Genomic DNA, 23,801 nt, shown 5'->3' with positions numbered 1-23,801 from the left:
GTTGTTTCTTGCGTTTCTCCGCTGCCCGAACGATCGAACAGGTATTGCCGTCTGCGCTGACCGCGCGGCTGGAGCCGCTGGCGCGCGCCATGGACGCGGTGCTTGGCGGCGAGGACGATGCCAGCCAGGCGCAACGGGCCAGCCTGACCGTCTTTGCGATCCGCATCGTCAGCGCGGCGATCGCCTTTTTGACCCAGGTCGCGCTCGCCCGGCTGATGGGCGTGTTCGACTACGGCGTCTTCGTCTTCGTCTGGGTGGCGATGATCATCATCGGCAATCTGTCGTGCCTTGGCTTTCAGACCGCCGTCATCCGCTTCCTGCCGCAATACCGCGCAAGGGCCGACCTCGACCATCTGCGCGGGCTGATCGTGTCGGGGCGCGCGTTCGTCCTGACGACGGCCACCGCCATCGCCGCGCTGACCATCGCGATCGCCTGGCTCGGCCGCGCGCATTTCGACGCTCACTACGTTCTGCCTTTCGTCATCGGCGCGCTGGCATTGCCGATGATCTCGCTCGGCGACGCCCTCGACGGCACGGCGCGCGCCAATGGCTGGCCGGTGAGGGCGCTTGGGCCGACCTATATCGTCCGGCCGCTGCTGATCCTGGCCTTCCTGGCGGCGGCCCATGCGATGGGCGTGGCCATCGACGCGGTAACGGGCCTGGTCTGCGCCGTGCTGGCCACCTATGCGACGACGGTCGGGCAATTCGTCGTCGTCTCGTCCTCGCTCGGCCGGCGTTATCCGGACGGGGCGCGCCGCACCGCGTTCCCGCTGTGGCTGTCGGTCGCGCTGCCGATCTTCCTGGTCGAGGGCTTCTTCTTCCTTCTGATCAATGCCGACGTGCTGATGGTCGGGGCGCTGATGCGGCCCGACGACGTTGCCGTCTATTTCGCGACGGTGAAGACGCTGGCGCTCGTCCACTTCGTCTATTTCGCGGTCAAGGCCGGTGTCGCCCACCGCTTCGCCGCGCGCATCGAGGATGCCGACAAGACGCGGCTGCGCGCGCTTGCCCGGCGCACGGTGAGCTGGACGTTCTGGCCGTCGCTGGCCATGGCCGGCGTCGTGCTTGCCGTCGGGCCGGTGCTGCTGGCCATGTTCGGCGGTGAATTCGGCGCCGGTTATCCGCTGCTGTTCATCCTGTCGGCCGGTGTCGTCATCCGCGCGGCGGTCGGCCCGGCCGAGAGCCTTCTGACCATGTCCGGCCATCACGGCATCTGCGCGGCGCTGTTCGGCGCCATCTTGATGCTCAATGTGGCGCTCAACGCGGTGCTGATCCCGGTCCACGGTCTTTACGGCGCGGCGATGGCGACATTTCTGGCGACGATCGTCGAGGCGTTTGCGCTTTTTCAATTGGTGCGGTGGCGTATTGGGGTCGCCATGTTCGTGTTCGCGCGCACCCGGCCAGAAGAGGGCTAGCCGCATGTCCGCCATACCGGTTATCGAAGAGGATGTCGTCGACGGCATCCCGCTGATCCTGTCGGGCACCGGCCCGGCGCCGACCGCCGCGCCGCCGGCACCCGAGAGCCGGCTGACGCGCGGCAACCGCAAATTCGTCGTCTATCCGGCCACGGCCGGGTTCGAGGTGTTCGACGACGTCGATCCGCTCAGCGATTATGCGCTCGAGCCGAACGTGTTCTTTGCGCCGCGCTTTTGCGTGCCGGCCATGCCGCGCCTTGACGACCGCAATGTCTACCTGATGGTGCTGCAAGACCGCGAACCGAGCCAGGCCAATACGCGGTTCGTCATGCCCTATTCGGTGGAAAAGCCCGGCTTTCGCGTCGGGCCGGACCTGATCCGCGCCTGGGCCAACCCATTCGGCCCCTATGGCGTGCCCCTGGTCGAGCGCCGCGAGAGCGCGCAGATCATCGACGACTTGCTGCAGACGCTTGCCCTGCCCTCGCTGCCGCTGCCCAAGGTGCTGGCTCTGCCCGATGTGTTCGTCGACAGCCGCGTCGTCTCGCTGTTCCGCTCCGTGGCGCTCGCCAACAATCTGCCGATCGCGACCACAAAACCCGTCGGACGGCCCGTGCTCGACGCAACGCAGGAGGCCGAGGCGTATTTCGGCACCGTTCTTGGTGGCCACCACCGGCGCAATTTCGGCCGGCTTTGGCGACGGCTCGAAAAGCAGGGCACGCTCGTCCACGAGGTGGCGCGGGCGCCCGAGGCGGTGCGGCTCGCCATGGAGGAGTTCCTGCTGCTCGAACATGCCGGCTGGAAGGGGCGGCAGCGCACCTCGCTGGCATCGGACCGCTACCGGGCCGCATTCGCGCGCGAGGCGGTCAATGCGCTGGCACAGCGCGACAAATGCCGCGTGCACCAGCTCAAGCTCGACGACCAGGTCATCGCCGCGCTGATCGTGTTCGTCGATGCCGGTCGCGCCTGGACGTGGAAGACCGCCTTCGCGGAGGGTCTGTCGGCCTATTCGCCGGGCACGCTGCTGGTCATGCGGACCACCGAGGCGCTGCTCGACGACCCGAACATCGAACAGGCCGACAGCTGCGCGCGCGAGGACCACCCGGTCATGAGCCGGCTTTGGCAGGGCCGGCGCGATCTGGTGACGGTCGTCATCGGCCTGCAGGAGGGCCGCGATCGCGAGGTGCGGCAGGCAGCGGCGCAGATCGACCTTTACAGCTCGACGCGCAAGACCGCCAAGCAGGTGCGCGACCGGCTGGGCACGCTGCTGGGGCGGCGCTGAAGGCGCCCTTCAATCGCGCCGGAAATGCCGGCGGATGACCTTGCCCGATTCGGTCAGCGGGACATGGTCGACGAAGGTGATGCGGCGCGGATATTCATGCGCCGACAGCCGGCGCTTGACGAAATCGGCGATCGACTTGCGCGTCTGCGCCTCCGGCGGCGCGCCGGCGCGCAGCTTGACGTAGGCGCTGACGATCTGGGTGCGCACCGGATCGGGCTCGCCGATCACCGCGGCGAGTTCGATATCCTCATGCGCCATCAGGCAGTCCTCGATCTCGCCCGGCCCGATGCGGTAGCCGGCCGAGGTGATCAGATCGTCGCCGCGCCCGATGAAATGGACATAGCCGTCCGCATCGCGCCGCGCCTGGTCGCCGGTCATCAGCCAGTCGCCCGAAAAGCGCGCGCGGGTGGCCGCCTCCTCGTTCCAGTAGTTCAGGAACATCACCGGATCGGGGGCGCGAACCGCGATCTCGCCGGGCTCGTCCGCATCGGCCGGGCTGCTGTCCTGGCGCAGGATCGCGACCTCGTGGCCGGGTACGGGCAGGCCCATCGAACCGGCCCGGCCGATGCCGAGCGCGGCGCAATTGGCCAGCACGGCGTTGCATTCGGTCTGGCCGTAGAACTCGTTGACCGGGACGCCGAACGCCTCGGTCGCCGCCGCCAGCGTTTGGCGACCGAGCGCCTCGCCGGCGGTGCCGATGACGCGCAGCGTCAGCCGGTCGCGCAGCGTGCGTGCATTCATCGACTGCATCAGGCGCAGCGCGGTGGCCGGCATGAAGGCGTTGGTCGCCCCCGAGCGGGCCATCACGTCGACCGCCCATTCGGGGCTGAAACGCGGGGCGCGCGCGGCAATGACCGGCACGCCGTGATGGAGCGCCGGCAGAAGCGCGTTCAAAAGGCCGCCGGCCCAGGCCCAGTCCGACGGCGTCCACAGCCGGTCGCCGGGCCGCGGCATCAGGTCCTGCGACAGCGCGATCCCGGGCAGATGGCCGAGCAGCACGCGATGGCCGTGCAGGGCGCCCTTGGGCTGGCCCGTGGTACCGGAGGTGAACAGCATCATGGCCGGATCGTCCGGCGCGGTCGGCGCGGCGGCAAATTCGTCGCGGCCCTTTTCGATCAGCGCATCCAGCCTGACCGCGCCCGGCGCGGCGCCGCCCGAAACGATGCTCAGCGGCGGGGTCTCGCACGCGCCGACAAAGGGCTGGGCGCGGGCGAGCGCGGTCGGATAGCCGATCAGGGCCCTGGCGCCGGAGACCGAAAGCCGGTGGGCGATGGCGTCGGGTCCGAACTGGGTGGCCAGAGGCACGGCGATGGCGCCGAGCTTGTAGACCGCCAGATGGGCGATGACCGCATCGAAGCATTGCGGCAGCATGATCGCGATGCGGTCGCCGCGCCTCAGGCCGTGGGCGTCGAGGGCGGCGGCCAGCGCCGAGGAGCGGCTGGCCAGATCGCCGAAGGTCAGAACCTGTGGCTCGCTGGCGTTGACGTCGATTATGGCGGGCTTGCGCGGGCTATGGGCGGCGTGCGCATCGGCGCAGGCGATGCCGATGTTGAACCGGGCGGGGATCTGCCAGGCAAATCGTGCCCGCAGGTCGTTATGGGAGTGTGGACTGTCTGGGAGCATCTTGGAAAATCGGGCGCCTGGCGCGGTTGCGCCCCGGCGCGATCAGGAATGCCGTGGTGCCCCCTTCCGGGGTCGAACCGGAACTCCCGAAGGAACCGGATTTTGAGTCCGGCGCGTCTACCAATTCCGCCAAAGGGGCTGCCAGCGACTATATGGCGTTGGTTTAGGTCCGCCGCAGCCGAGCGTCAAGGCGCCCGTGCCGGTCTGCCGCATGCCGCTCCGCCTGACCGATCACGGTGCGTGACGGCCGTCATCGTTTCGTTTAGCGATTTCTTTGCCCTTGCCGTTCATTGTCTGGCGAACGGCACGGAGCGCAAGGCATCGGGACATGGCAGTGATGGACGAGACGATCGGACAGGGGGGCCATCAACCCCGCGGCGCGCTTGCCAAGATCGAGCAGGTGCTCGAGGGTCACGATGCCGGGGCCGAAACCATCACGCTGGGCGCGTTGAGCGACGCCATGCGGGAGCGCGCCTTCGGCCTGCTGCTGCTGATGCTGGCGCTGCCGTGCAGCCTGCCCTTCGTCTACCTGCTGCCGCAACTGGTGGCGCTGCCCATGGTGGTGCTCGCCTGGCAGATGGCGGCCGGACGGCGCTCGCCCTGGCTGCCCGAGGCGCTGCGCAAACGCACCCTGCCCGTTTCCGGGCTTCTCGACGTGGTGGCGCGCACCAGACGCTATGGCGGCTGGATCGAGCGCTTCGTGCATCCGCGCCTGCTGCCGCTGAGCGGCGATCGCGGCACCCGGGTCGTCGGCGCGCTGCTCGTGGTGCCATGCCTTTCCATCCTGGTGCCGCTGCCGCTGACCAACACCGTGCCGGGCGTCGGCGTCGCGCTTGCGGCGGTCGGACTGATCGAGCGCGACGGGCTGGCGCTGATCGGCGGGCTGATCGTCGCGCTGAGTTGGGTGCTGCTGCTGGCGGTCGGCGGGCCGGCACTGATCTACCTGCTTGTCGACCTGATCGTGGGCTGATACCACGCCTGCGCCACAATCCTCGCCAAGACAGGTCCCATGTCGACACGCAATGCCGGTCAAAGTCTGGCCCTGGGCGGCCTGGCGCTCGCCGCCGCGATGGCGGCGGTGGTCGGCACGGCCATCGGCTTCGAGGTGATCGGCGGCTTCATTCCGTGCGCGCTGTGCCTTGACCAGCGCGACCCCTATTACTGGGGCGTGCCGATCGCGCTGTTCGGCGCTCTTGCCGCCCTTGTCGGGTGGCCGGCCATCATCGCGCGCGCGGCGCTGGTCGTCGCCGGGCTCGTGATGGTCTACGGGCTGGCGCTGGGGGTCTATCACGCCGGCGTCGAGTGGGCGTTCTGGCCGGGCCCGGCCGATTGCGGCGCCGCTGCGCAAAGCGGCATCGCGCTCGATGCGGGCAGCCTGCTGGCCGATCTCGACGCGGTCACCCCACCGGCCTGCGACGAGGCGGCGGGCCGGTTTCTGGGCCTTTCCTTTGCCGGCTGGAACGTGCTGGCCAGCGCAGCGCTGGCGGGCATGGCGTTTGTCCTCGCCACGCGCCCGGCGCGATAGGGCCGACGATTACGGCTCCAGTTCGACGTCCCAGTAAAGATAGTCCATCCAGCTTTCGTGCAGATAGTTGGGCGGAAAGCTGCGGCCATTGTTGTGCAGCTGGTGGACGGTGGGCTGGAACGGCATCTGGCGGGGCTGCATGTCGGTCTTGTCGGGCATGCGGCCGCCCTTGCGCAGGTTGCAGGACGAGCAGGCCGTGACGATGTTCTGCCAGGTGGTCTGGCCGCCGAAACGGCGCGGCACCAGATGATCGAAGGTCAGGTCTTCCTCGGCGCCGCAATACTGGCACTCGAAACGGTCGCGCAGGAAGACGTTGAAACGGGTGAACGCGGGATAAAGGGCCGGCTTGACGTATTGCTTGAGCGAGACGACGCTGGGCAGGCGCATCGAGGCCGAGGGCGAGCTGACTTCGTGCTCGTATTCGGCGACGATGTTGACGCGGTCCAGAAACACCGCCTTGATGGCATCCTGCCAGGACCAGATCGAAAGCGGGTAGTAGCTCAAGGGACGATAGTCCGCGTTAAGCACCAATGAAGGCAACGCCTCAGGCGAAACCGCGATCGTCAAAACTGACCCCTTTTCAGTTCAGCTTCGTGGGCGCCTTATACTAAGCGCCGTGTGACAGGCTTGTGAAGCCGGTCGCACTTCCTTGAATGTAGCCGAAAGACGCCGCAAATCAAATGTTTGTGCGGCGGGCGCCGCTACGGCATGACGGCGCGGCCGGTGCACTGCGCATAGTAGGCCCACAAAAGCCGTGCGGCGACGCCGCGCCAGGGCGACCATGATTCGGCCATGGCGCGCAGGGCTTTCTCGTCGGGCCGCGCGGAAAGGCCGAAGGCGGTGGCACTTGCGGCCTGAAGGGCCAGATCGCCGGCGGGGAAGACATCGCGATGGCCGGCGGCGAACAGCAGATAGACCTCGGCGGTCCACGGCCCGACCCCCTTGATGGCGGTCAGCGCCGCGATGGCCGCGTCGGCGGGCAGCGCGCACAGTCCGGTCAGATCGAGGCCGTCGTCACGGATCGCCGCGCAGATCCCGGTCAGCGTGCGTTGCTTGGGTCGCGACAGGCCCGCCTCGCGCCAGGCGGTTTCGCCGGCTGCGAGATAGTTGTCCGGCGTCAGCGGATCGACGAGACGGGCAAGCCGGCCGCTGATCGCCTCGGCGCTCTGCTTGGAGACCTGCTGGGCGATGATGATGTCGGCAAGGCCGGCAAATCCGGGCTGCGTGCGGCGCAGCGGCACCGCGCCAGCGCGCGCCCGCACTGCGGCAAGGCGCGGGTCGCGACGGGCGAGATCGGCAAGTCCGGCCTCGATGTCGGCGTGAGACTCGATGGTTGTGCAAGCGGCGGGCATGGCGGATCGCGGTTTGCGGCAGCGCGCAATCAAGCACATATTGACGGCAACGAAAACACGTCCCGATGACCGACGCGACCCCCGCCACCATAGCCGACCGTCCCATCTACCGCTTCGCGCCCAGCCCGAACGGGCGGCTGCATGTGGGCCATGCCTATTCGGCGCTCGTCAATTTCGATCTGGCGCGCGCCAATGGCGGGCGCTTCCTGTTGCGGATCGAGGACATCGACACCGCACGCTGCACGCCAGAACTCGAGGCGCTGATGCTGGACGATCTTGCCTGGCTGGGGCTTGAATGGGAGGAGCCCGTGCGACGGCAGTCGGAGCATTTCGCCGACTATGCGCGCGCGCTCGAAGCGCTTGCCGAGGCAGGGCTCGCCTACCGCTCGACGATGAGCCGGGGCGATATTCGCCGCTTCGCCGAGGCGCAGGAAATGCAAGGAACGATCTGGCCGCGCGATCCGGACGGTGCGCCGCTGTTCCCCGGCCGGGCGCACGAGGACGCAACGGAGGCCGACCGTTCGGCGGCCTGGCGGCTGGATGTCCGGGCGGCGCTCGACCATTGCGGCACCGTGCCGGGCTGGCGGGAGGAGGGGCAGGGCCCCGAGGGAGAGACCGGCTGGCAGGTGGCACGGCCCGAACATTGGGGCGATTTTCTCTTGGCGCGGCGCGATATCCCGACGAGCTATCACCTGTCGGTGGTCGTCGACGATGCGCTTCAGGGCGTGACCCATGTCGTGCGCGGGCGCGATCTGTTTCATGCGACCGCCGCCCATGTGCTGTTGCAGGACCTGCTCGGCCTGCCGCGTCCGGTCTACACCCATCACGATCTGATTGTCGACGACCGCGTCGGGCGCAAGCTCTCCAAGAGCCGCGGCGACACGGCGCTGGGAGCACTGCGCGCCGCCGGGCTCACGCCGGCGGACATCCGCGCCATGGTCGGCCTGCCCGCACCGCGATAGGCTCAGATGCGGCCGCTACAATCCCAGCTTGACAAGGTAGCTCTTGATGATGGCGAGAACGGCCAGGGCGATGAAACCGCCGCTGACCGCTGCAACCGCGTCGGCGGAATTGCGGTCGATCGGCCATTCGAACATCGGGCCCAGATACAGTCCGACAATGGCGCCGGCGATCATGATGATCATGTTGCCGACCGGGCCGAAGCCGTCATCTTCCATCACGCCGTGCATGGCTGCGCCGGCAAAGAAGGCGGACACCGCAATGGCCAGCCCGACGACGATCAACGTGTTGGTATCCATGTATGCGAACATGGCATTTTCCCGATTGCATAGTCCTATGCCGTGCCAGTCTCGCACAGATGCATTAACCGGTCGTCAACTCCAAAGCCGGCATTGCGCGCGGCCCGTTAACCGGCGATCAACCATATCGCGTGTCGCTCATGCGGCTTCGCTGCCATGCGGCACGACATGGGCGCGGGCGTCGCGATAGCGGATGATCGCGGCATTGATCTCCGCTCCCAGGATGAAGATCGCCGAGACGATGTACAGGAAGACGAGCGCGATCATGATGGAGGCGAGGCCGGCATAGGTGGTCACGTAGGTCGCAAAGCTTTCCAGATAGACCGCGAACATGCTGGCGCCGAGCACCCAGGCGGCGATCGTCACGACAATGCCCGGCACCAGCGAGCCCAGGCTGCGCCGGCCGTCGGGCAGCCATTTGTGGACCACGAACAGGCCGACCACCAGCACAGCGACGGCGATCACATAGCGCCAGAAGCCGAACGTGAACGAGACGGTCTCGATCGCCGGGACCCATTGCTCGGCAATGCGATAGGCGAGCGGGGCCAGAACCAGAAGCAGGCTGATCGCCATGAATCCGATGGTCGCGATCAGCACGAAGAACACGCTTTGCAGCCGATTGAAGATGAACGATCGGGTCTCCTGGACGCGGTAGGCGCGGTTGAGCGCGACGCGCAGCGCCTCGATGCCGTTGGAGGCGAACACCGCCGCCGTGATCACCGAAACGGTGAGCAGGCCGCCGCGTGGAACGGTCAGCACGCTTTCGACCTCGCGGGCGATCGGTTCGGCGATGCGCTCGGGCCAGGTGTCGAAGACAAGATGCACGGCGACCTCCGCGAACCGGTCCGCGCCCAGGAAGGTGGCCAGGGTCGTCGCGAAGATCAGGAAGGGGAAGATCGCCAGCAATGTCGACAGCGCGACGTGGCTGGCCAGTGCCCAGCCATCGGTCTCGTTGAAGTGGCCAATGGCATCGCGCAGGATCCGCCTCGTGATCAGGAACTGTCTGAGCATGTCCAATCGTGCCGGTTTGCGCGTCCGGGATGAATGTGAAACACGGTGCGCGTCGGATTATCGCTTCAGGATGCGCCATGACAAGCAAGCGGTCGATCATCGTGACCGGCTGTTCCTCCGGGATCGGGGCGCATTGCGCGCGTCGGCTGCGCGCCGATGGCTGGCACGTGTTCGCCTCGGCGCGCAAGCGGGCCGATCTCGAGCGGCTCGTCGAGGGCGGGTTCGACGCGCATTACCTCGACTACCGCGAGCCCGATTCCATCGATTCGTTCTTCGAACAGGCGATCGAGGCCTGCGACGGCCGGCTCGACGCGCTGTTCAACAATGGCGGCTACAGCCAGCCCGGCGCGGTCGAGGACGTGCCCGCCCAGGCGCTGCGCGAGCAGTTGGAGGCCAATGTGATCGGCTGGCATCAATTGGCACGCCATTGCGTGCAGGTCATGCGGCGACAGGGTCATGGCCGCATCGTCAACAATTCCTCAGTGCTGGCGCTGGTGCCGGTTCCCCTGCGCGGGGTTTACACCGCATCGAAATGGGCGCTCGAGGGGCTGATGCTGACCATGCGGCAGGAACTGGCGGGCAGCGGCATCGCGGTCAGCCAGCTCGACACCGGGCCCGTGCCCTCGCGCATCGCCGTCAACGCGATCGCCTATGTGGACAAATATATCGACGTCGAAGGCTCGGTGCACGCGGCGGATTATCGCCGGCGGCTGGCCGAACTGCGTGCCGGCGGCACGGGCGAGGATGGCGGCCGGCGGCTCGATGCGGTCTATCGGGCGCTGGCGCGTGCCCTGAACGACGCTGCGCCGCGGGCGCATTATCTGATCACGTCGCAGACCCGTGCGGCGGCCCTTGGCAAGCGCCTGTTGCCATGGGACACGCTGTATCGACTGTTGGCGCGCGCCGCCTAGTTGGTAGGGCAGGGCGCGCGGAACACGAACCAGTCCGAACCGGAGTTTTCATGTCGGGTGCACTCTTTTATGTGGCCATTGCGGTCATGGTCGCGGTCGCGGTCGTCCTTCTGGCCGGACTGCGCAACATGATGCGGCAGGGCGATGCCAACTTTTCCAACAAGATGATGCAATTGCGGGTGCTTTTGCAGTTCATCGCGGTGGTCGTCATCGTGCTGGTCGTCTATCTTGCGCGGCAGGGCAGCTGAGGAGAGTCCGGCCAATGGTCGTTTTGAACAAGATCTACACCAAGACCGGCGACGACGGCACGACGGCGCTGGGCACCGGCGAGCGGCGCCTTAAATACGATTTGCGGATTGCCGCCTACGGCACGGTGGACGAGGCCAATGCCTGCATCGGCCTGGCGCGGCTGCAGACCGGCGCCGATCCCGACCTCGACCGCATGCTGTCGCGCATCCAGAACGATCTGTTCGATCTGGGGGCCGATCTCGCGACGCCCGAGACGGAGGAGGCGCTCGACTATGAACCCTTGCGGGTCAGCGACGCGCAGGTGTCGCGGATCGAAGCCGATATCGACGCGCTCAATGCCGGATTGAAACCGCTTCGGTCGTTCGTCCTGCCGGGCGGGTCGGCCGCCTCGGCCGCGCTGCACCTGGCGCGCACGGTGGCGCGGCGGGCCGAGCGCATGATGGTGGAGCTGGCCGAAAAGCCCGGCGAGCACGTCAACCCAGCGGCGTTGAAATACATGAACCGGGTTTCGGACTTCCTGTTCGTCGCCGCGCGGGTGGTCAACGACAACGGGGCGCGAGACGTTCTGTGGGTGCCGGGCAAGAACCGGTAACGCGGACCGATGCCCTTCGGGCACGGCTGAAAAGGACCCAGCATGTTCGTCCCGCTGCACGATGCCAACCGGCTCAAGCATATCGATCTGCAATACGTCACCCTGGCCATCATCGTCGCCAATGTGACGGTGTATCTGCTCGTCAATCTGGGCCTGCCCGAGAACGCGCTCATCGCCACGGTGGTCTCGCTGGGCTACACGCCGGCCGTCGTCAACGATTTCGCCGAACTGCCGCCCGAGCTCGTCTGGATTCCGGAGGAGCTGTCGCTGATCAGCTATTCGTTCCTGCATGGCGACTTCTGGCATTTGGGCTCCAACATGCTGTTCCTCTGGGTCTTCGGCGACAATGTCGAAGACGCCATGGGCCATGTGCGTTTCGCGCTGTTCTACGCGCTGTGCGCGGTCGCCGGAGCGCTCGCTCACGGGCTCATCGATCCGGCCTCGCAGGCGCCGCTGATCGGCGCTTCGGGCGCGGTTTCGGGGGTCATCGGCGCCTATCTGCTGCTGCATCCGCGGGTGCGCGTGTGGATCCTGGCGCTCGGCCGCATTCCCCTGCCGCTGCCGGCCTGGATACCGTTGGGCTTCTGGATCGTCCTGCAGTTCTACATGATCGCCGCCATGCCCGAGGATCAGGTGTCCTGGGCGGCGCATATCGGCGGGCTGCTGGCGGGCCTGGCGCTGATCGTCGTCCTGCGCCGGCGCGGCGTGCCGCTTCTGGACCGGCAGGTGCAGACCCCGCGCGCCGTCGAGGTCGACACGCGCGCACCGCCCGGCCCGCCGCGCCACGGCCCCTGGGGCCGCGGGTGATCCGGCCCGACACCCGCGCCATTGACGTTGACGTGAACGTCATCTAGCAGGCCGGCATGTGCATCGTCCGCAACGGCCTTGCGCCTGGCCGAAAACTGTGCATGCACAGGGCGGCGCAGGAAGACCATGCCAAGGGGCGGCCGGATCGCACCGCTCGCCGGACAGTTTTTGGAGTGACGCGATGAAAGTGCTCGTGCCCGTCAAACGGGTTGTCGACTACAATGTGAAGATCCGGGTCAAGCCGGACGGGACGGGCGTCGAGCTCGCCAATGTGAAGATGAGCATGAACCCGTTCGACGAGATTTCCGTCGAAGAGGCGATCCGAATGAAGGAGGCCGGCCAGGTCACCGAGATCGTCGTGGTGTCGATCGGCCCGCAGCAGAGCCAGGAGACGATCCGGACCGCGCTCGCCATGGGCGCCGATCGCGGCATCCTGATCCGGCATGACGAGATCGTCGAGCCGCTCGCCGTCGCCAAGATTCTCAAGGGCGTGGTCGAGGCCGAGGAGCCGGGTCTGGTGATCCTCGGCAAGCAGGCGATCGACGACGATGCCAACCAGACCGGCCAGATGCTGGCCGCGCTGCTGGGCTGGAGCCAGGGCACCTTCGCCTCGAAGATCGAGGTCGAAGGCGACAAGGCGAAGGTGACGCGCGAGGTCGATGGCGGCCTGCAGACCGTCGAGATCGCCATGCCCGCCATCGTGACGACGGACCTGCGACTGAACGAGCCGCGCTATGCTTCTCTGCCCAACATCATGAAGGCCAAGAAGAAGCCCATCGACGAGAGGTCGCCGGAAGATCTCGGCGTCGATGTCGCGCCGCGTCTGACCGTGCTCAAGACCGAGGAACCCGAGGGTCGCAAGGCCGGTGTCAGGGTGGCCGATGTCGCTGAGCTGGTCGACAAGCTGAAGAACGAAGCAGGCGTGCTGTAAGGGCGGGAGAGAACCATGACGACATTGCTGGTCGCCGAACACGACAATGCGAACCTGTCCGATCAGACCGCCAAGGCGCTGAGCGCGGCCATCGCCATCGGTGGCGACATCCACGTGCTGGTCGCGGGCAAGGACGCTCGCGGCGCCGCCGAACAGGCTGCAAGGCTCGATGGCGTGGCCAGGGTGCTGCTCGCCGAGGACGCAGCGCTCGAATACCAGCTCGCCGAGCCGATGGCGGCGCTGATCGTCAGCCTGGCTGGGGATTACGACTATCTGCTCGCCCCGGCGACGACCAATGGCAAGAACATCATGCCGCGCGTCGCCGCCCTGCTCGATGTGATGCAGGTCTCCGACATCACCGAGGTCGTCTCGGCCGACACCTTCAAGCGGCCGATCTATGCGGGCAACGCCATCCAGACGGTGCAGTCGACCGACGCCAAGAAGGTCATCACCGTGCGCACGGCCTCGTTCAGCGCGGCGGGCGAGGGCGGTTCGGCCGAGATCGGCACCGTGGACGTGCCCGCCGATCCGGGGCTGTCGAGCTATGTGTCGACCGAGCTTTCGGGCGGCGACCGGCCCGAGTTGACCTCGGCGAAGGTCATCATCTCCGGAGGCCGCGCGCTGGGCTCGAGCGAGAAGTTCGAAGAGGTGATCCTGCCCGTCGCCGACAAGCTCGGCGCCGCCGTTGGCGCCTCGCGCGCCGCGGTCGATGCGGGCTATGCGCCCAATGACTGGCAGGTCGGCCAGACCGGCAAGGTTGTCGCGCCCGATCTTTACATCGCCTGCGGCATTTCCGGTGCCATTCAGCATCTGGCCGGCATGAAGGATTCGCGTGTCATCGTGGCCATCAACAAGGACGAGGACGCGCCGATCTTCCAGGTCGCCGATTACGGGCTGGTCGGCGATCTGTTCGAGGTCCTGCCGGAGCTGGAACAAAAACTGTAACGGAGGCGGCCGGCCCACGCCTTCGCCAGATTGTGTTTGTGTCGCACGGCGCGCTCGCATAGCGTCCCGGGGAACCGGGGCGCGCCATGGCCGAAGCGGCAATCGAATCATCTCAAGCCAGCCGGACGTTCTGTCCGCGCCGCCGGCGCCGATTCGTTCTGATCGCGGCGATCCTCGCATCGTCCATGGGCTTCATCGACGGCTCGGTCATCTCGATTGCGACGCCGGCGATCCGGTCGACCCTGCCGGCAACGCTGGCCGAGGCGCTCTGGATCAACAACGCCTACATGCTGTTCCTGTCCTCGCTGATCCTGATCGGCGGTGCGGCGGGCGACCGCTACGGCTTGCGCCGGGTGTTCATGATCGGCATCGGCGTTTTCGTTTCCGCATCGCTGATCTGCACGATCGCGCCGAACGCCGAAGTGCTGATCGGCGCGCGCGCCATCCAGGGCATCGGCGCCGCACTCATGGTGCCGGGCAGCCTCGCCATCATCGCCAAGGCCTATCCGGCGGCCGAGCGCGGCAAGGCGATCGGCACCTGGGCGGCCGCCTCGGCGCTGACCACGGCGGCCGGACCGGTGCTGGGCGGGCTCGTGCTGAGCGGGCTCGGCGACAGTGCGTGGCGGCTGCTGTTTGCCATCAATCTGCCGCTGGGCGCCCTCGCGCTGGCCATGCTGTGGTTCCTCGTGCCGCCCGACAGCGCCGAAGGCCGGCGCCGACTCGACATTGTCGGCGGCGCGCTGATCACGCTGGCGCTGCTGATCCTCGCCTGGGGGCTGACCGGTTCGGGCGGCGAAGGCAGCACGCCGGAGATGTCTCTGCTGCTGCCGGCGCTGGCGCTCAGCCTTGGCCTGCTTGCCGTCTTCATCTGGTGGGAGCGACGTTTCGACCATCCCATGGTCCCGCTGGGACTGTTCGCCGATCGCGCGTTTTCGGGCGCCAATCTGCTGACCTTCGGGCTGTATTTCGGCCTGTCCTCGATGCTGTTCTATCTGCCCATGACGGTGATCGGCGGCTGGGGCGTGCCGGAAGCGTATGCCTCGCTGATGTTCGTGCCGCTGACGGTGATGATCGGCCTTTTGTCCAGCAGGACCGGCGACTGGGCCGACAGGCACGGGCCGGCGATGCCGGTCGCCATCGGCTCGCTGGTCGTCGCGCTCGCCTATGGCCTGCTGGCGGCGACGGTCCATCTGCAAAGCTTCTGGTTCGGCGTGTTGCCGCTGATGACGCTGGCCGCCTTCGGCATGGCGCTGCTCGTCTCGCCGCTGTCGACGGCCGTCATGAACGCGGTGGATGACGAGGAGACCGGCACGGCCTCGGGCATCAACAACGCCATGTCGCGCATGGCTGGCCTGGTCGCGGTGGCCGCGATGGGCCTTTTGGCGGCGACACTCTATCCGGCCATCATCGATGTAGCCACGGCGGGCGGATTGAGCTTCGGCGAATCGCTCGACGATGTCGATCCCGCCGTGCAGCAGGCCCATTCGGCCGCAACGACGACGACCTTTGCCGTCATGGCGGGCGTGACCGCGGCGCTTTCCGTGCTGTCGGCGATCATCGGCTGGACGACCCTGCCGCGAACCGGCACGGCGAGCGAGGGCAAGGGCTGAGCATCGGGGTCGGGAACCTTCAGTGATCGGGGGAACCGCGCGCGATGCGAACCGATCCCGAACCAACCCGGCGGCGCCGGGCGTGTCCAAACGTCCCGATCAGCCCTCGGCGCGGGCGACTTCGGTGGTTTCCTCGGTGTCGATGGCCAGAAGCGTGTTGATACGGTCGCGCTCGCGCTTGAAGGCTTCGAGCTGTTCGCCCGTAAGGCTGCGTCCCTCGGGCAGGCGCACGCGCAGCGGGTTCACCCGCTTGCCGTTGACCCGCATCTCGTAGTGCAGGTGCGGGCCCGTCGACAGGCCCGTCGATCCGATATAGCCGATCACCTGGCCCTGGCGCACCCTGGCGCCGGCCTTGACGCCCTTGGCGAAATTGCTCTGGTGCGAATAGGACGTCTCGTAGCCGTTGGCATGGCGGATCACGGTCTGCTTGCCGTAGCCGCTGTTCCAGCCGGCGCGTACGACGGTGCCGTTGCCCGGCGCGATGATTGGCGTGCCGCGCGGGCCGGCCCAGTCGACGCCCCAATGCATGCGCGAATAGCCCAGAATCGGGTGGCGTCGCATGCCGTAGCCGGAGGTCAGCCGGCCATTGGGAACCGGGTTGCGCAGCAGGAACTGCCGGGCGCTGCGGCCGTCCTCGTCGTAATAGTCGTAATTGCCGTCCGGATCGACGAACTTGTAGAACTTGCGCGACTGTCCGCCGAACGTCGCGCGCACGAACAGCACCTCGCGCGGCTCGTCGGCGCCCTCCTCGGGAACCGAATAGAACAGCTCGAGCGAATCCTCGGCGCCCACCGGAGAGCGGAAGTCCACATCGGAGGCGACCATGCGCACGATCTTCGCGGCGACCGCGTCCGGCATGTCGTAGGCGAGCACGCCGCGCCAGATCGCATCATAGACCGAAGGCCGTTCGCGGGCCGGAACGATCGCCGGCACGGTGTCCTGTTTCCCGCGCATGACCATGATGCCCGGATCGACCGGCTCGGGCGCCGGCACGAATTGCTGCTGGTCGTTGAGCGCGATGGTCAGCACGTGATTGTCGCCCGAATAGACCGTGGCGCGCACGATTGCGCCGGTCTCGCTTTGCGCCGGCTTCTGCAAACCCAGCCGGATGGCGTGTCCCGCCTTCAGCGTCTGGGTGTTCAACAGCGTTTCGAGCGCCCTGGCCATGCGCGCGCCGCCGTCGTGCCCCGCATCTTCCATCACCGCGGCGATATTGGCGTTGTCGTGGATCTCGATGAGGTCCTCGCCATAATGCGGCTCGGCGTGCTCGCGGTCGGGCTCGGCGACCGAAATGTTCTGGGTCAGAATGCGCGCGCCGTTGCCGATTTCCGCGATATCGGCGCGCAGGGCGTCGTCGAGGCCGAAACGACGCGGGTCGACATATTGCAGCGAAGCGATCTCCACCGTTCCGGCCGTGAGCACTTCGGCCTGGGCGCGTACCGCCTGTTCGGCCTCCCACTCGCTGATCTCGAACCGGCCCTGGTCGGCGCCGCCGCTCTCATAGACCAGTTCGCTCATGCGGATGGCCGCGCCGGTCTCCACGCTGGCCCCGTAAATGAGGCCGGAAACCGAGCTCGCAGCGGCGGTCTCGGTTTCGGCCGCATCGGTGTCGGCAAAGATCGTCAGCGGGTTGAAAGACGGATAGTCGGCATCCACCTGATGGGGCGCCGCCAGCGCGATCGTCAGATGCTCGAACGGGCGGGTGCGCACGACGTCGGCATCGCCGGTGCGCGTGACCGTCGAAACGCTCATGCGGCGCCGGCCATTGTCGTCGGCGGTTGTCGGCGGAATGCTGGCCGTGACGATGCGACCCGCCTTGGCGGCGTCGCCAGAGGGGCCGTTGTCCTCGGCCTCGCGGGAGATGACCTCGGGCGGCGTCGCCAGAAGCTGCTTGCCGTCGAGTGCCGCAAAAAGGGCAAAGCCCATCAGCGAGGTGGAGGTCAGCCCGGTCAGGAACGTGCCGCCGAGCCAGCGCAGGGAAATCTCGCGACGGTCCGGCGTGCGTTCGCCGACGCTCGCTATGGCCGGTTCGTCACCGACAAGCCCGTTGGGTCCTCGCTTGGCTGACTTCATGCGGGCAATGACACCGTTATTAATCCCCGTCCGTCAATGCCTTGTGCGGGCGAATGTGTCAATCGCAAGGCCCCGGCGCGATCGGGTCCGAAAGCAGGCGTCATTGCGGCGTCAAGGCGACGATTTCCACAGGCTGGAAGCCGTGTTCGGCGCTGTCAAAAAAATGCAAAAAAATGCGCCTTGGATGATTGACAGTTCGACGGGCCGGAGCCTATATACCGCTCACCAACGAGGGCGGTCTCGCCGCTGGCGGCGAACAGCCTTGCTCTCGGGATTATCACAGAGAGCCGCTTTCGCGACCCTCGACTACGGTTCAAAGCTTCCATGTGGAGAGCCGGGACAGGCCTTATGGCTTGTCTGATCTTTGACAATTGAAGACAGAAGAAAGAGAAACGTGGACGGCGGTTTCGCGCGGAACGTCGGGCACCAAGGTGCTGCGACGTTACGAGACAACCGGTGTCGAGCACGTTTCTGACAGAGACATAATCGCTGCGAAAGCAGCGGTGTACAAATATGTTCTCGTCAATTCGAGCGTGTCAGCGACGCCGGGCAAATTCTCATTCAACTTGAGAGTTTGATCCTGGCTCAGAACGAACGCTGGCGGCAGGCTTAAGACATGCAAGTCGAACGCACCCTTCGGGGTGAGTGGCAGACGGGTGAGTAACGCGTGGGAATTTACCCAGCTCTACGGAATAACTGAGGGAAACTTCAGCTAATACCGTATACGTCCTTCGGGAGAAAGATTTATCGGAGTTGGATGAGCCCGCGTTGGATTAGCTTGTTGGTGGGGTAATGGCCTACCAAGGCGACGATCCATAGCTGGTCTGAGAGGATGATCAGCCACATTGGGACTGAGACACGGCCCAAACTCCTACGGGAGGCAGCAGTCGGGAATATTGGACAATGGGCGCAAGCCTGATCCAGCCATGCCGCGTGTGTGATGAAGGCCCTAGGGTTGTAAAGCACTTTCAGTGGGGAAGATAATGACGGTACCCACAGAAGAAGCCCCGGCTAACTTCGTGCCAGCAGCCGCGGTAATACGAAGGGGGCTAGCGTTGTTCGGAATTACTGGGCGTAAAGCGCGCGTAGGCGGATTGGTCAGTTGGGGGTGAAATCCCGGGGCTCAACCCCGGAACTGCCTCCAATACTGCCAGTCTCGAGGTCGAGAGAGGTGAGTGGAATTCCGAGTGTAGAGGTGAAATTCGTAGATATTCGGAGGAACACCAGTGGCGAAGGCGGCTCACTGGCTCGAACCTGACGCTGAGGTGCGAAAGTGTGGGGAGCAAACAGGATTAGATACCCTGGTAGTCCACACCGTAAACGATGGAAGCTAGCCGTCGGACAGTTTACTGTTCGGTGGCGCAGTTAACGCATTAAGCTTCCCGCCTGGGGAGTACGGTCGCAAGATTAAAACTCAAAGGAATTGACGGGGGCCCGCACAAGCGGTGGAGCATGTGGTTTAATTCGAAGCAACGCGCAGAACCTTACCAGCCCTTGACATCCCGGTCGCGGTTTCCAGAGATGGTAACCTTCAGTTAGGCTGGACCGGTGACAGGTGCTGCATGGCTGTCGTCAGCTCGTGTCGTGAGATGTTGGGTTAAGTCCCGCAACGAGCGCAACCCTCGCCCTTAGTTGCCAGCATTCAGTTGGGCACTCTAAGGGGACTGCCGGTGATAAGCCGAGAGGAAGGTGGGGATGACGTCAAGTCCTCATGGCCCTTACGGGCTGGGCTACACACGTGCTACAATGGTGGTGACAGTGGGCAGCGAGGTCGCAAGGCCGAGCTAATCTCCAAAAACCATCTCAGTTCGGATTGCACTCTGCAACTCGAGTGCATGAAGTTGGAATCGCTAGTAATCGTGGATCAGCATGCCACGGTGAATACGTTCCCGGGCCTTGTACACACCGCCCGTCACACCATGGGAGTTGGCTCTACCCGAAGACCGTGCGCTAACCGCAAGGAGGCAGCGGGCCACGGTAGGGTCAGCGACTGGGGTGAAGTCGTAACAAGGTAGCCGTAGGGGAACCTGCGGCTGGATCACCTCCTTTCTAAGGCTGCTCCCTTATCGGCTCACGCCTTATCGGAGCTTTCTGGAAACACGATCGGAGCCTTCGGGTCCGGTCACCAAGACAAAGCGCGCGTACCGCCGTCTTCGTTTCTCTTTCTTCGCAGATGACAAATGCCGTGCACTTTGCGCCGACCGCCGGCGAAGGTGTGGAACATTCCGGGCTGGTAGCTCAGGTGGTTAGAGCGCACGACTGATAATCGTGAGGTCGGAGGTTCGAGTCCTCCTCGGCCCACCAAATCCTGTGCCGACGCAAATAGCGTCGCCGTTTGGTATGCGAGCCCGCCGGGCCCGCCTTTTCGTGTTTCAGGCGTTCGCGCCGACGGGGCGTTAGCTCAGCTGGGAGAGCACCTGCTTTGCAAGCAGGGGGTCATCGGTTCGATCCCGATACGCTCCACCAATTTCCGCGCCGGCCCGATGCCCGGCGCGTCGTTGGGCATCATGGTCATCTGCTTGAAGAGGAATGAGTTTGCGGCGCGTTCGCGTGCCGCCTGTTGTGCCTACATCGTAAAGAGAAGATTTGTCCGACCCCGCCACCGCGCCAGGTTCGTCGATTGCAATTGCAACGGCGCCGGGCCCGGATTGCCGGCGGGGGTCGCCTGCCATGCTCCAACTGGCAGGCATCATGATTGGTTGCCTAACCGCGCCATCGGACAGGTCTCGAGAAGCTGGTCTTTTCTGCCAAGGTCCGCGCGTGCGTGGGCATTGGCAATGAGAACGATCAAGTGTCTTAAGGGCATTTGGTGGATGCCTTGGCATGCACAGCCGATGAAGGACGTGATACGCTGCGAAAAGCCACGGGGAGCTGCGAATACGCTTTGATCCGTGGATTTCCGAATGGGGAAACCCACCTTAGATACTTGGAAAATCGGATGAGTCGTTCGCTGTTCGAAGGCGTTGGGTCGCATGATCCGGACCGGCGAACGGCGACCAACGACCGACTCCTCCGGTTTCCAAGTATCGAAACAAGGTATCTTGACCTGAATCCATAGGGTCAAGAAGGGAACGCGGGGAACTGAAACATCTAAGTACCCGTAGGAAAGGACATCAACCGAGACTCCGTTAGTAGTGGCGAGCGAACGCGGACCAGGCCAGTGGCGATTGAAAGAAAAGCGGAACATTCTGGAAAGGATGGCCATAGTGGGTGACAGCCCCGTACGCGTAAGTCAATCAATCGTCCTTGAGTAGGACGGGACACGTGAAATCCTGTCTGAACGTGGGGGGACCACCCTCCAAGCCTAAGTACTCGTGCATGACCGATAGTGAACCAGTACCGTGAGGGAAAGGTGAAAAGCACCCCGACAAGGGGAGTGAAAGAGTACCTGAAACCGAATGCCTACAAACAGTCGGAGCGCGCAAGCGTGACGGCGTACCTTTTGTATAATGGGTCAACGACTTAATGTGGCGAGCAAGCTTAAGCCGATAGGTGTAGGCGTAGCGAAAGCGAGTCTGAACAGGGCGTTCAGTTCGTCGCATTAGACCCGAACCCGAGTGATCTAGCCATGTCCAGGCTGAAGGTTGGGTAACACCAACTGAAGGGCCGAACCCGTACCTGTTGCAATAGGTTGGGATGAGGTGTGGCTAGGGGTGAAAGGCCAATCAAACTCGGAAATAGCTGGTTCTCTGCGAAATCTATTTAGGTAGAGCGTCAGCCGAATACTCCCGGGGGTAGAGCACTGGATGGGTAATGGGGACTCACCGTCTTACTGATCCTAACCAAACTCCGAATACCGGGAAGTAATAGCTGGCAGACACACGGCGGGTGCTAACGTCCGTCGTGAAGAGGGAAACAACCCTGACCGCCGATTAAGGTCCCCAAGTCATGGCTAAGTGGGAAAGGAAGTGGGAACCCCAAAACAACCAGGATGTTGGCTTAGAAGCAGCCATCATTTAAAGAAAGCGTAACAGCTCACTGGTCTAAATAAGGGTTCCTGCGCCGAAAATGTAACGGGGCTAAAGCCATGCACCGAAATCGCGGGCTCGCAAGAGCGGTAGCAGAGCGTTCCGCAAGTCAGTGAAGGCAGATCCGCGAGGACTGCTGGAGATACCGGAAGTGCGAATGTTGACATGAGTAACGACAAAGGGGGTGAGAGACCCCCTCGCCGAAAGTCCAAGGGTTCCTGCTTAAAGTTAATCTGAGCAGGGTTAGTCGGCCCCTAAGGCGAGGCTGAAAAGCGTAGTCGATGGGAATGAGGTTAATATTCCTCAACCTGGAGGTAGTGACGAATGCCGTAAATCGTTGTCCCTTATCGGATTGGGGCGGCGGTGATGGTGTTCCGGGAAATAGCTCCTCCGTGAAGACCGTACCCGAAACCGACACAGGTGGACAGGTAGAGTATACCAAGGCGCTTGAGAGAACTATGTTGAAGGAACTCGGCAAAATGCACGCGTAACTTCGGAAGAAGCGTGACCCTTTTGCGGGCAACCGCGGGAGGGTGGCACAGACCAGGGGGTAGCGACTGTTTATCAAAAACACAGGGCTCTGCGAAGTCGCAAGACGACGTATAGGGTCTGACGCCTGCCCGGTGCCGGAAGGTTAAGAGGAGAGGTGCAAGCCTTGAATTGAAGCCCCGGTAAACGGCGGCCGTAACTATAACGGTCCTAAGGTAGCGAAATTCCTTGTCGGGTAAGTTCCGACCTGCACGAATGGCGTAACGACTTCCCCGCTGTCTCCAACATAGACTCAGTGAAATTGAATTCCCCGTGAAGATGCGGGGTTCCTGCGGTTAGACGGAAAGACCCCGTGCACCTTTACTATAGCTTCACACTGGTATTCGTGACGACATGTGTAGGATAGGTGGTAGGCTTTGAAACCCGGGCGCCAGCTCGGGCGGAGCCATCCTTGAAATACCACCCTTGTTGCCATGGATATCTAACCGCGGCCCGTCATCCGGGTCCGGGACAGTGTGTGGTGGGTAGTTTGACTGGGGCGGTCGCCTCCTAAAGAGTAACGGAGGCGCGCGATGGTGGGCTCAGAGCGGTCGGAAATCGCTCGTTGAGTGCAATGGCATAAGCCTGCCTGACTGCGAGACTGACAAGTCGAGCAGAGACGAAAGTCGGTCATAGTGATCCGGTGGTCCCGCGTGGAAGGGCCATCGCTCAACGGATAAAAGGTACGCCGGGGATAACAGGCTGATGACCCCCAAGAGTCCATATCGACGGGGTTGTTTGGCACCTCGATGTCGACTCATCGCATCCTGGGGCTGGAGCAGGTCCCAAGGGTATGGCTGTTCGCCATTTAAAGCGGTACGTGAGTTGGGTTCAGAACGTCGTGAGACAGTTCGGTCCCTATCTGCCGTGGGTGTAGGACTATTGATAGGATCTGTCCCTAGTACGAGAGGACCGGGATGGACACACCGCTGGTGGACCTGTTGTCCTGCCAAGGGCATTGCAGGGTAGCTATGTGTGGGATGGATAACCGCTGAAGGCATCTAAGCGGGAAACCGGCCTAGAAACGAGTAGTCCCTGAGAGCCGTGGAAGACGACCACGTTGATAGGCTGGGTGTGGAAGTGCGGCAACGCATGAAGCTTACCAGTACTAATAGCTCGATCGGCTTGATTCGTTCTCATTGCTCATGTCCATGGCGCCGCCATGGCCGAACGGGCACGGTCCGTTACGCGCTTGATGGCGCGTGCGGATCGACATTTTTCCAGCTTCTCGGTTGTCATGCGTTTTGCCGACCTGGTGGTTATTGCGGGGCGGCTGCACCCGTTCCCATTCCGAACACGGCCGTGAAACGCCCCAGCGCCGATGGTACTTCGTCTCAAGACGCGGGAGAGTAGGTCGCTGCCAGGTCTGCCGAACGCATGACAGCTTCTCGATCGGATGCGTGCATTCGCGCGCATTGGCACAGCACCTCGATACGACCATGGTAGCCCGCGCCGGCCTCACCGCCGGTAAATACCGCTTCCTTGGTCATGGCGCGGGGTGGAGCAGCCCGGTAGCTCGTCAGGCTCATAACCTGAAGGTCGTAGGTTCAAATCCTACCCCCGCAACCAAATCTTCACGCGTCATCAAGCGCTTACGCGCCGCCCTCCGGGGCGGCGTTTGCGTTTGAGGCACCCGTGGAAGCACTGTAAGCGTCCGGCCAAGCCTTCTTTGAGCGATCGTGGTCTTTGTGCAGATTTCGAAGCTGATTTCGCAATCAATTTC

At 64.4% G+C, this 23,801-nt stretch carries 18 protein-coding genes, 4 tRNA genes and 3 rRNA genes; 18 read left to right on the top strand and 7 right to left on the bottom strand.

The genetic code is table 11. The features are described from left to right. The first annotated feature begins 8 nt into the window (after positions 1-8). Complete coding sequence (locus RBB34_RS12200) at positions 9-1,415, top strand: lipopolysaccharide biosynthesis protein (protein ID WP_306119501.1); 1,407 nt, start codon at positions 9-11, stop codon at positions 1,413-1,415. A 4-nt stretch (positions 1,416-1,419) separates the two neighbouring features. Next, positions 1,420-2,694, top strand: coding sequence for a GNAT family N-acetyltransferase (locus RBB34_RS12195; protein ID WP_306119500.1), 1,275 nt, complete (start codon positions 1,420-1,422; stop codon positions 2,692-2,694). A 9-nt stretch (positions 2,695-2,703) separates the two neighbouring features. On the opposite strand, the gene RBB34_RS12190 is transcribed toward RBB34_RS12195, so the two are convergent. Beyond that, on the bottom strand, positions 2,704-4,317 hold the full coding sequence (locus RBB34_RS12190) for an AMP-binding protein (protein WP_306119499.1): 1,614 nt from the start codon (positions 4,315-4,317) through the stop codon (positions 2,704-2,706). A 54-nt stretch (positions 4,318-4,371) separates the two neighbouring features. Next, positions 4,372-4,456 (bottom strand) — tRNA-Leu (locus RBB34_RS12185). A 189-nt stretch (positions 4,457-4,645) separates the two neighbouring features. On the opposite strand from RBB34_RS12185, the gene RBB34_RS12180 reads away from it, so the two are divergent. Further along, positions 4,646-5,287 (top strand): exopolysaccharide biosynthesis protein, encoded by a 642-nt coding sequence (locus RBB34_RS12180; protein WP_306119498.1) that lies wholly within the window; start codon positions 4,646-4,648, stop codon positions 5,285-5,287. Between the two features lie 39 nt (positions 5,288-5,326). Further along, a complete protein-coding gene (locus RBB34_RS12175; protein ID WP_306119497.1) occupies positions 5,327-5,842 on the top strand; it encodes a disulfide bond formation protein B in 516 nt (171 codons plus the stop codon). A 9-nt stretch (positions 5,843-5,851) separates the two neighbouring features. Here RBB34_RS12175 and RBB34_RS12170 read toward each other — a convergent pair whose 3' ends face one another. Together RBB34_RS12170 and RBB34_RS12165 are read right to left on the bottom strand one after the other, a co-directional pair. After that, positions 5,852-6,409 (bottom strand): HNH endonuclease, encoded by a 558-nt coding sequence (locus RBB34_RS12170; RefSeq protein ID WP_306119496.1) that lies wholly within the window; start codon positions 6,407-6,409, stop codon positions 5,852-5,854. A gap of 134 nt (positions 6,410-6,543) precedes the next feature. Continuing rightward, positions 6,544-7,194 (bottom strand): DNA-3-methyladenine glycosylase 2 family protein, encoded by a 651-nt coding sequence (locus RBB34_RS12165; RefSeq protein ID WP_306119495.1) that lies wholly within the window; start codon positions 7,192-7,194, stop codon positions 6,544-6,546. Positions 7,195-7,259: 65 nt separating this feature from the next. On the opposite strand from RBB34_RS12165, the gene gluQRS reads away from it, so the two are divergent. Continuing rightward, complete coding sequence (gene gluQRS / locus RBB34_RS12160) at positions 7,260-8,156, top strand: tRNA glutamyl-Q(34) synthetase GluQRS (RefSeq protein ID WP_306119494.1); 897 nt, start codon at positions 7,260-7,262, stop codon at positions 8,154-8,156. 15 nt (positions 8,157-8,171) lie between these two features. On the opposite strand, the gene RBB34_RS12155 is transcribed toward gluQRS, so the two are convergent. Continuing rightward, a complete protein-coding gene (locus tag RBB34_RS12155) occupies positions 8,172-8,465 on the bottom strand; it encodes a hypothetical protein (RefSeq protein WP_306119493.1) in 294 nt (97 codons plus the stop codon). A gap of 126 nt (positions 8,466-8,591) precedes the next feature. After that, positions 8,592-9,464 (bottom strand): YihY/virulence factor BrkB family protein, encoded by an 873-nt coding sequence (locus RBB34_RS12150; protein ID WP_306119492.1) that lies wholly within the window; start codon positions 9,462-9,464, stop codon positions 8,592-8,594. A 77-nt stretch (positions 9,465-9,541) separates the two neighbouring features. On the opposite strand from RBB34_RS12150, the gene RBB34_RS12145 reads away from it, so the two are divergent. From RBB34_RS12145 to RBB34_RS12115, 7 genes are all read left to right on the top strand, one after another. Further along, on the top strand, positions 9,542-10,375 hold the full coding sequence (locus RBB34_RS12145) for an SDR family NAD(P)-dependent oxidoreductase (protein WP_306119491.1): 834 nt from the start codon (positions 9,542-9,544) through the stop codon (positions 10,373-10,375). Positions 10,376-10,425: 50 nt separating this feature from the next. Then, complete coding sequence (locus RBB34_RS12140) at positions 10,426-10,623, top strand: twin transmembrane helix small protein (protein WP_306119490.1); 198 nt, start codon at positions 10,426-10,428, stop codon at positions 10,621-10,623. Between the two features lie 14 nt (positions 10,624-10,637). Beyond that, the gene (locus tag RBB34_RS12135; RefSeq protein ID WP_306119489.1) at positions 10,638-11,216 is read left to right on the top strand and encodes a cob(I)yrinic acid a,c-diamide adenosyltransferase; all 579 of its coding nucleotides are present in this window, start codon (positions 10,638-10,640) and stop codon (positions 11,214-11,216) included. Between the two features lie 42 nt (positions 11,217-11,258). Next, the gene (locus RBB34_RS12130; protein ID WP_306119488.1) at positions 11,259-12,023 is read left to right on the top strand and encodes a rhomboid family intramembrane serine protease; all 765 of its coding nucleotides are present in this window, start codon (positions 11,259-11,261) and stop codon (positions 12,021-12,023) included. Positions 12,024-12,204: 181 nt separating this feature from the next. Beyond that, positions 12,205-12,954: an electron transfer flavoprotein subunit beta/FixA family protein gene (locus RBB34_RS12125; RefSeq protein WP_306119487.1), complete on the top strand. Its 750-nt coding sequence runs from the start codon at positions 12,205-12,207 to the stop codon at positions 12,952-12,954. A 15-nt stretch (positions 12,955-12,969) separates the two neighbouring features. After that, complete coding sequence (locus tag RBB34_RS12120) at positions 12,970-13,899, top strand: electron transfer flavoprotein subunit alpha/FixB family protein (RefSeq protein ID WP_306119486.1); 930 nt, start codon at positions 12,970-12,972, stop codon at positions 13,897-13,899. Between the two features lie 86 nt (positions 13,900-13,985). Continuing rightward, positions 13,986-15,509: an MFS transporter gene (locus tag RBB34_RS12115; protein ID WP_306119485.1), complete on the top strand. Its 1,524-nt coding sequence runs from the start codon at positions 13,986-13,988 to the stop codon at positions 15,507-15,509. Between the two features lie 99 nt (positions 15,510-15,608). On the opposite strand, the gene RBB34_RS12110 is transcribed toward RBB34_RS12115, so the two are convergent. Next, positions 15,609-17,582, bottom strand: coding sequence for a M23 family metallopeptidase (locus RBB34_RS12110; protein WP_306119484.1), 1,974 nt, complete (start codon positions 17,580-17,582; stop codon positions 15,609-15,611). Positions 17,583-18,144: 562 nt separating this feature from the next. Here RBB34_RS12110 and RBB34_RS12105 point away from each other — a divergent pair. From RBB34_RS12105 to RBB34_RS12080, 6 genes are all read left to right on the top strand, one after another. Then, positions 18,145-19,631: ribosomal RNA gene (locus RBB34_RS12105) — 16S ribosomal RNA — on the top strand. 178 nt (positions 19,632-19,809) lie between these two features. Further along, a tRNA-Ile gene (locus tag RBB34_RS12100) sits at positions 19,810-19,886 on the top strand. 86 nt (positions 19,887-19,972) lie between these two features. Further along, positions 19,973-20,048 (top strand) — tRNA-Ala (locus RBB34_RS12095). Positions 20,049-20,367: 319 nt separating this feature from the next. Beyond that, a 23S ribosomal RNA gene (locus tag RBB34_RS12090) occupies positions 20,368-23,211 on the top strand. Between the two features lie 118 nt (positions 23,212-23,329). Next, a 5S ribosomal RNA gene (gene rrf, locus RBB34_RS12085) occupies positions 23,330-23,444 on the top strand. The 16S, 23S and 5S rRNA genes sit together here with 3 tRNA genes alongside, the layout of an rRNA operon. Positions 23,445-23,570: 126 nt before the next feature. Continuing rightward, a tRNA-Met gene (locus tag RBB34_RS12080) sits at positions 23,571-23,647 on the top strand. Positions 23,648-23,801: the final 154 nt, after the last annotated feature.

The sequence above is a fragment of the Roseitalea sp. MMSF_3546 genome (assembly GCF_030732865.1).
In the GTDB taxonomy this organism is placed as follows: Bacteria; Pseudomonadota; Alphaproteobacteria; order Rhizobiales; family Rhizobiaceae; genus Roseitalea.
Note: the sequence above shows the minus strand (reverse complement) of the source record. Positions and strands in the feature narration are given on the sequence as shown.

What these genes read in the sequence shown, in the direction of transcription:
- gluQRS (WP_306119494.1), top strand. Translation starts at nt 7,260, where the DNA reads ATGACCGACGCGACCCCCGCCACCATAGCCGACCGTCCCATCTACCGC.
- RBB34_RS12155 (WP_306119493.1), bottom strand. Translation starts at nt 8,465, where the DNA reads ATGTTCGCATACATGGATACCAACACGTTGATCGTCGTCGGGCTGGCC.
- RBB34_RS12165 (WP_306119495.1), bottom strand. Translation starts at nt 7,194, where the DNA reads ATGCCCGCCGCTTGCACAACCATCGAGTCTCACGCCGACATCGAGGCC.
- RBB34_RS12135 (WP_306119489.1), top strand. Translation starts at nt 10,638, where the DNA reads ATGGTCGTTTTGAACAAGATCTACACCAAGACCGGCGACGACGGCACG.
- RBB34_RS12175 (WP_306119497.1), top strand. Translation starts at nt 5,327, where the DNA reads ATGTCGACACGCAATGCCGGTCAAAGTCTGGCCCTGGGCGGCCTGGCG.
- RBB34_RS12115 (WP_306119485.1), top strand. Translation starts at nt 13,986, where the DNA reads ATGGCCGAAGCGGCAATCGAATCATCTCAAGCCAGCCGGACGTTCTGT.
- RBB34_RS12145 (WP_306119491.1), top strand. Translation starts at nt 9,542, where the DNA reads ATGACAAGCAAGCGGTCGATCATCGTGACCGGCTGTTCCTCCGGGATC.
- RBB34_RS12190 (WP_306119499.1), bottom strand. Translation starts at nt 4,317, where the DNA reads ATGCTCCCAGACAGTCCACACTCCCATAACGACCTGCGGGCACGATTT.
- RBB34_RS12125 (WP_306119487.1), top strand. Translation starts at nt 12,205, where the DNA reads ATGAAAGTGCTCGTGCCCGTCAAACGGGTTGTCGACTACAATGTGAAG.
- RBB34_RS12180 (WP_306119498.1), top strand. Translation starts at nt 4,646, where the DNA reads ATGGCAGTGATGGACGAGACGATCGGACAGGGGGGCCATCAACCCCGC.
- RBB34_RS12140 (WP_306119490.1), top strand. Translation starts at nt 10,426, where the DNA reads ATGTCGGGTGCACTCTTTTATGTGGCCATTGCGGTCATGGTCGCGGTC.
- RBB34_RS12110 (WP_306119484.1), bottom strand. Translation starts at nt 17,582, where the DNA reads ATGAAGTCAGCCAAGCGAGGACCCAACGGGCTTGTCGGTGACGAACCG.
- RBB34_RS12150 (WP_306119492.1), bottom strand. Translation starts at nt 9,464, where the DNA reads ATGCTCAGACAGTTCCTGATCACGAGGCGGATCCTGCGCGATGCCATT.
- RBB34_RS12195 (WP_306119500.1), top strand. Translation starts at nt 1,420, where the DNA reads ATGTCCGCCATACCGGTTATCGAAGAGGATGTCGTCGACGGCATCCCG.
- RBB34_RS12130 (WP_306119488.1), top strand. Translation starts at nt 11,259, where the DNA reads ATGTTCGTCCCGCTGCACGATGCCAACCGGCTCAAGCATATCGATCTG.
- RBB34_RS12120 (WP_306119486.1), top strand. Translation starts at nt 12,970, where the DNA reads ATGACGACATTGCTGGTCGCCGAACACGACAATGCGAACCTGTCCGAT.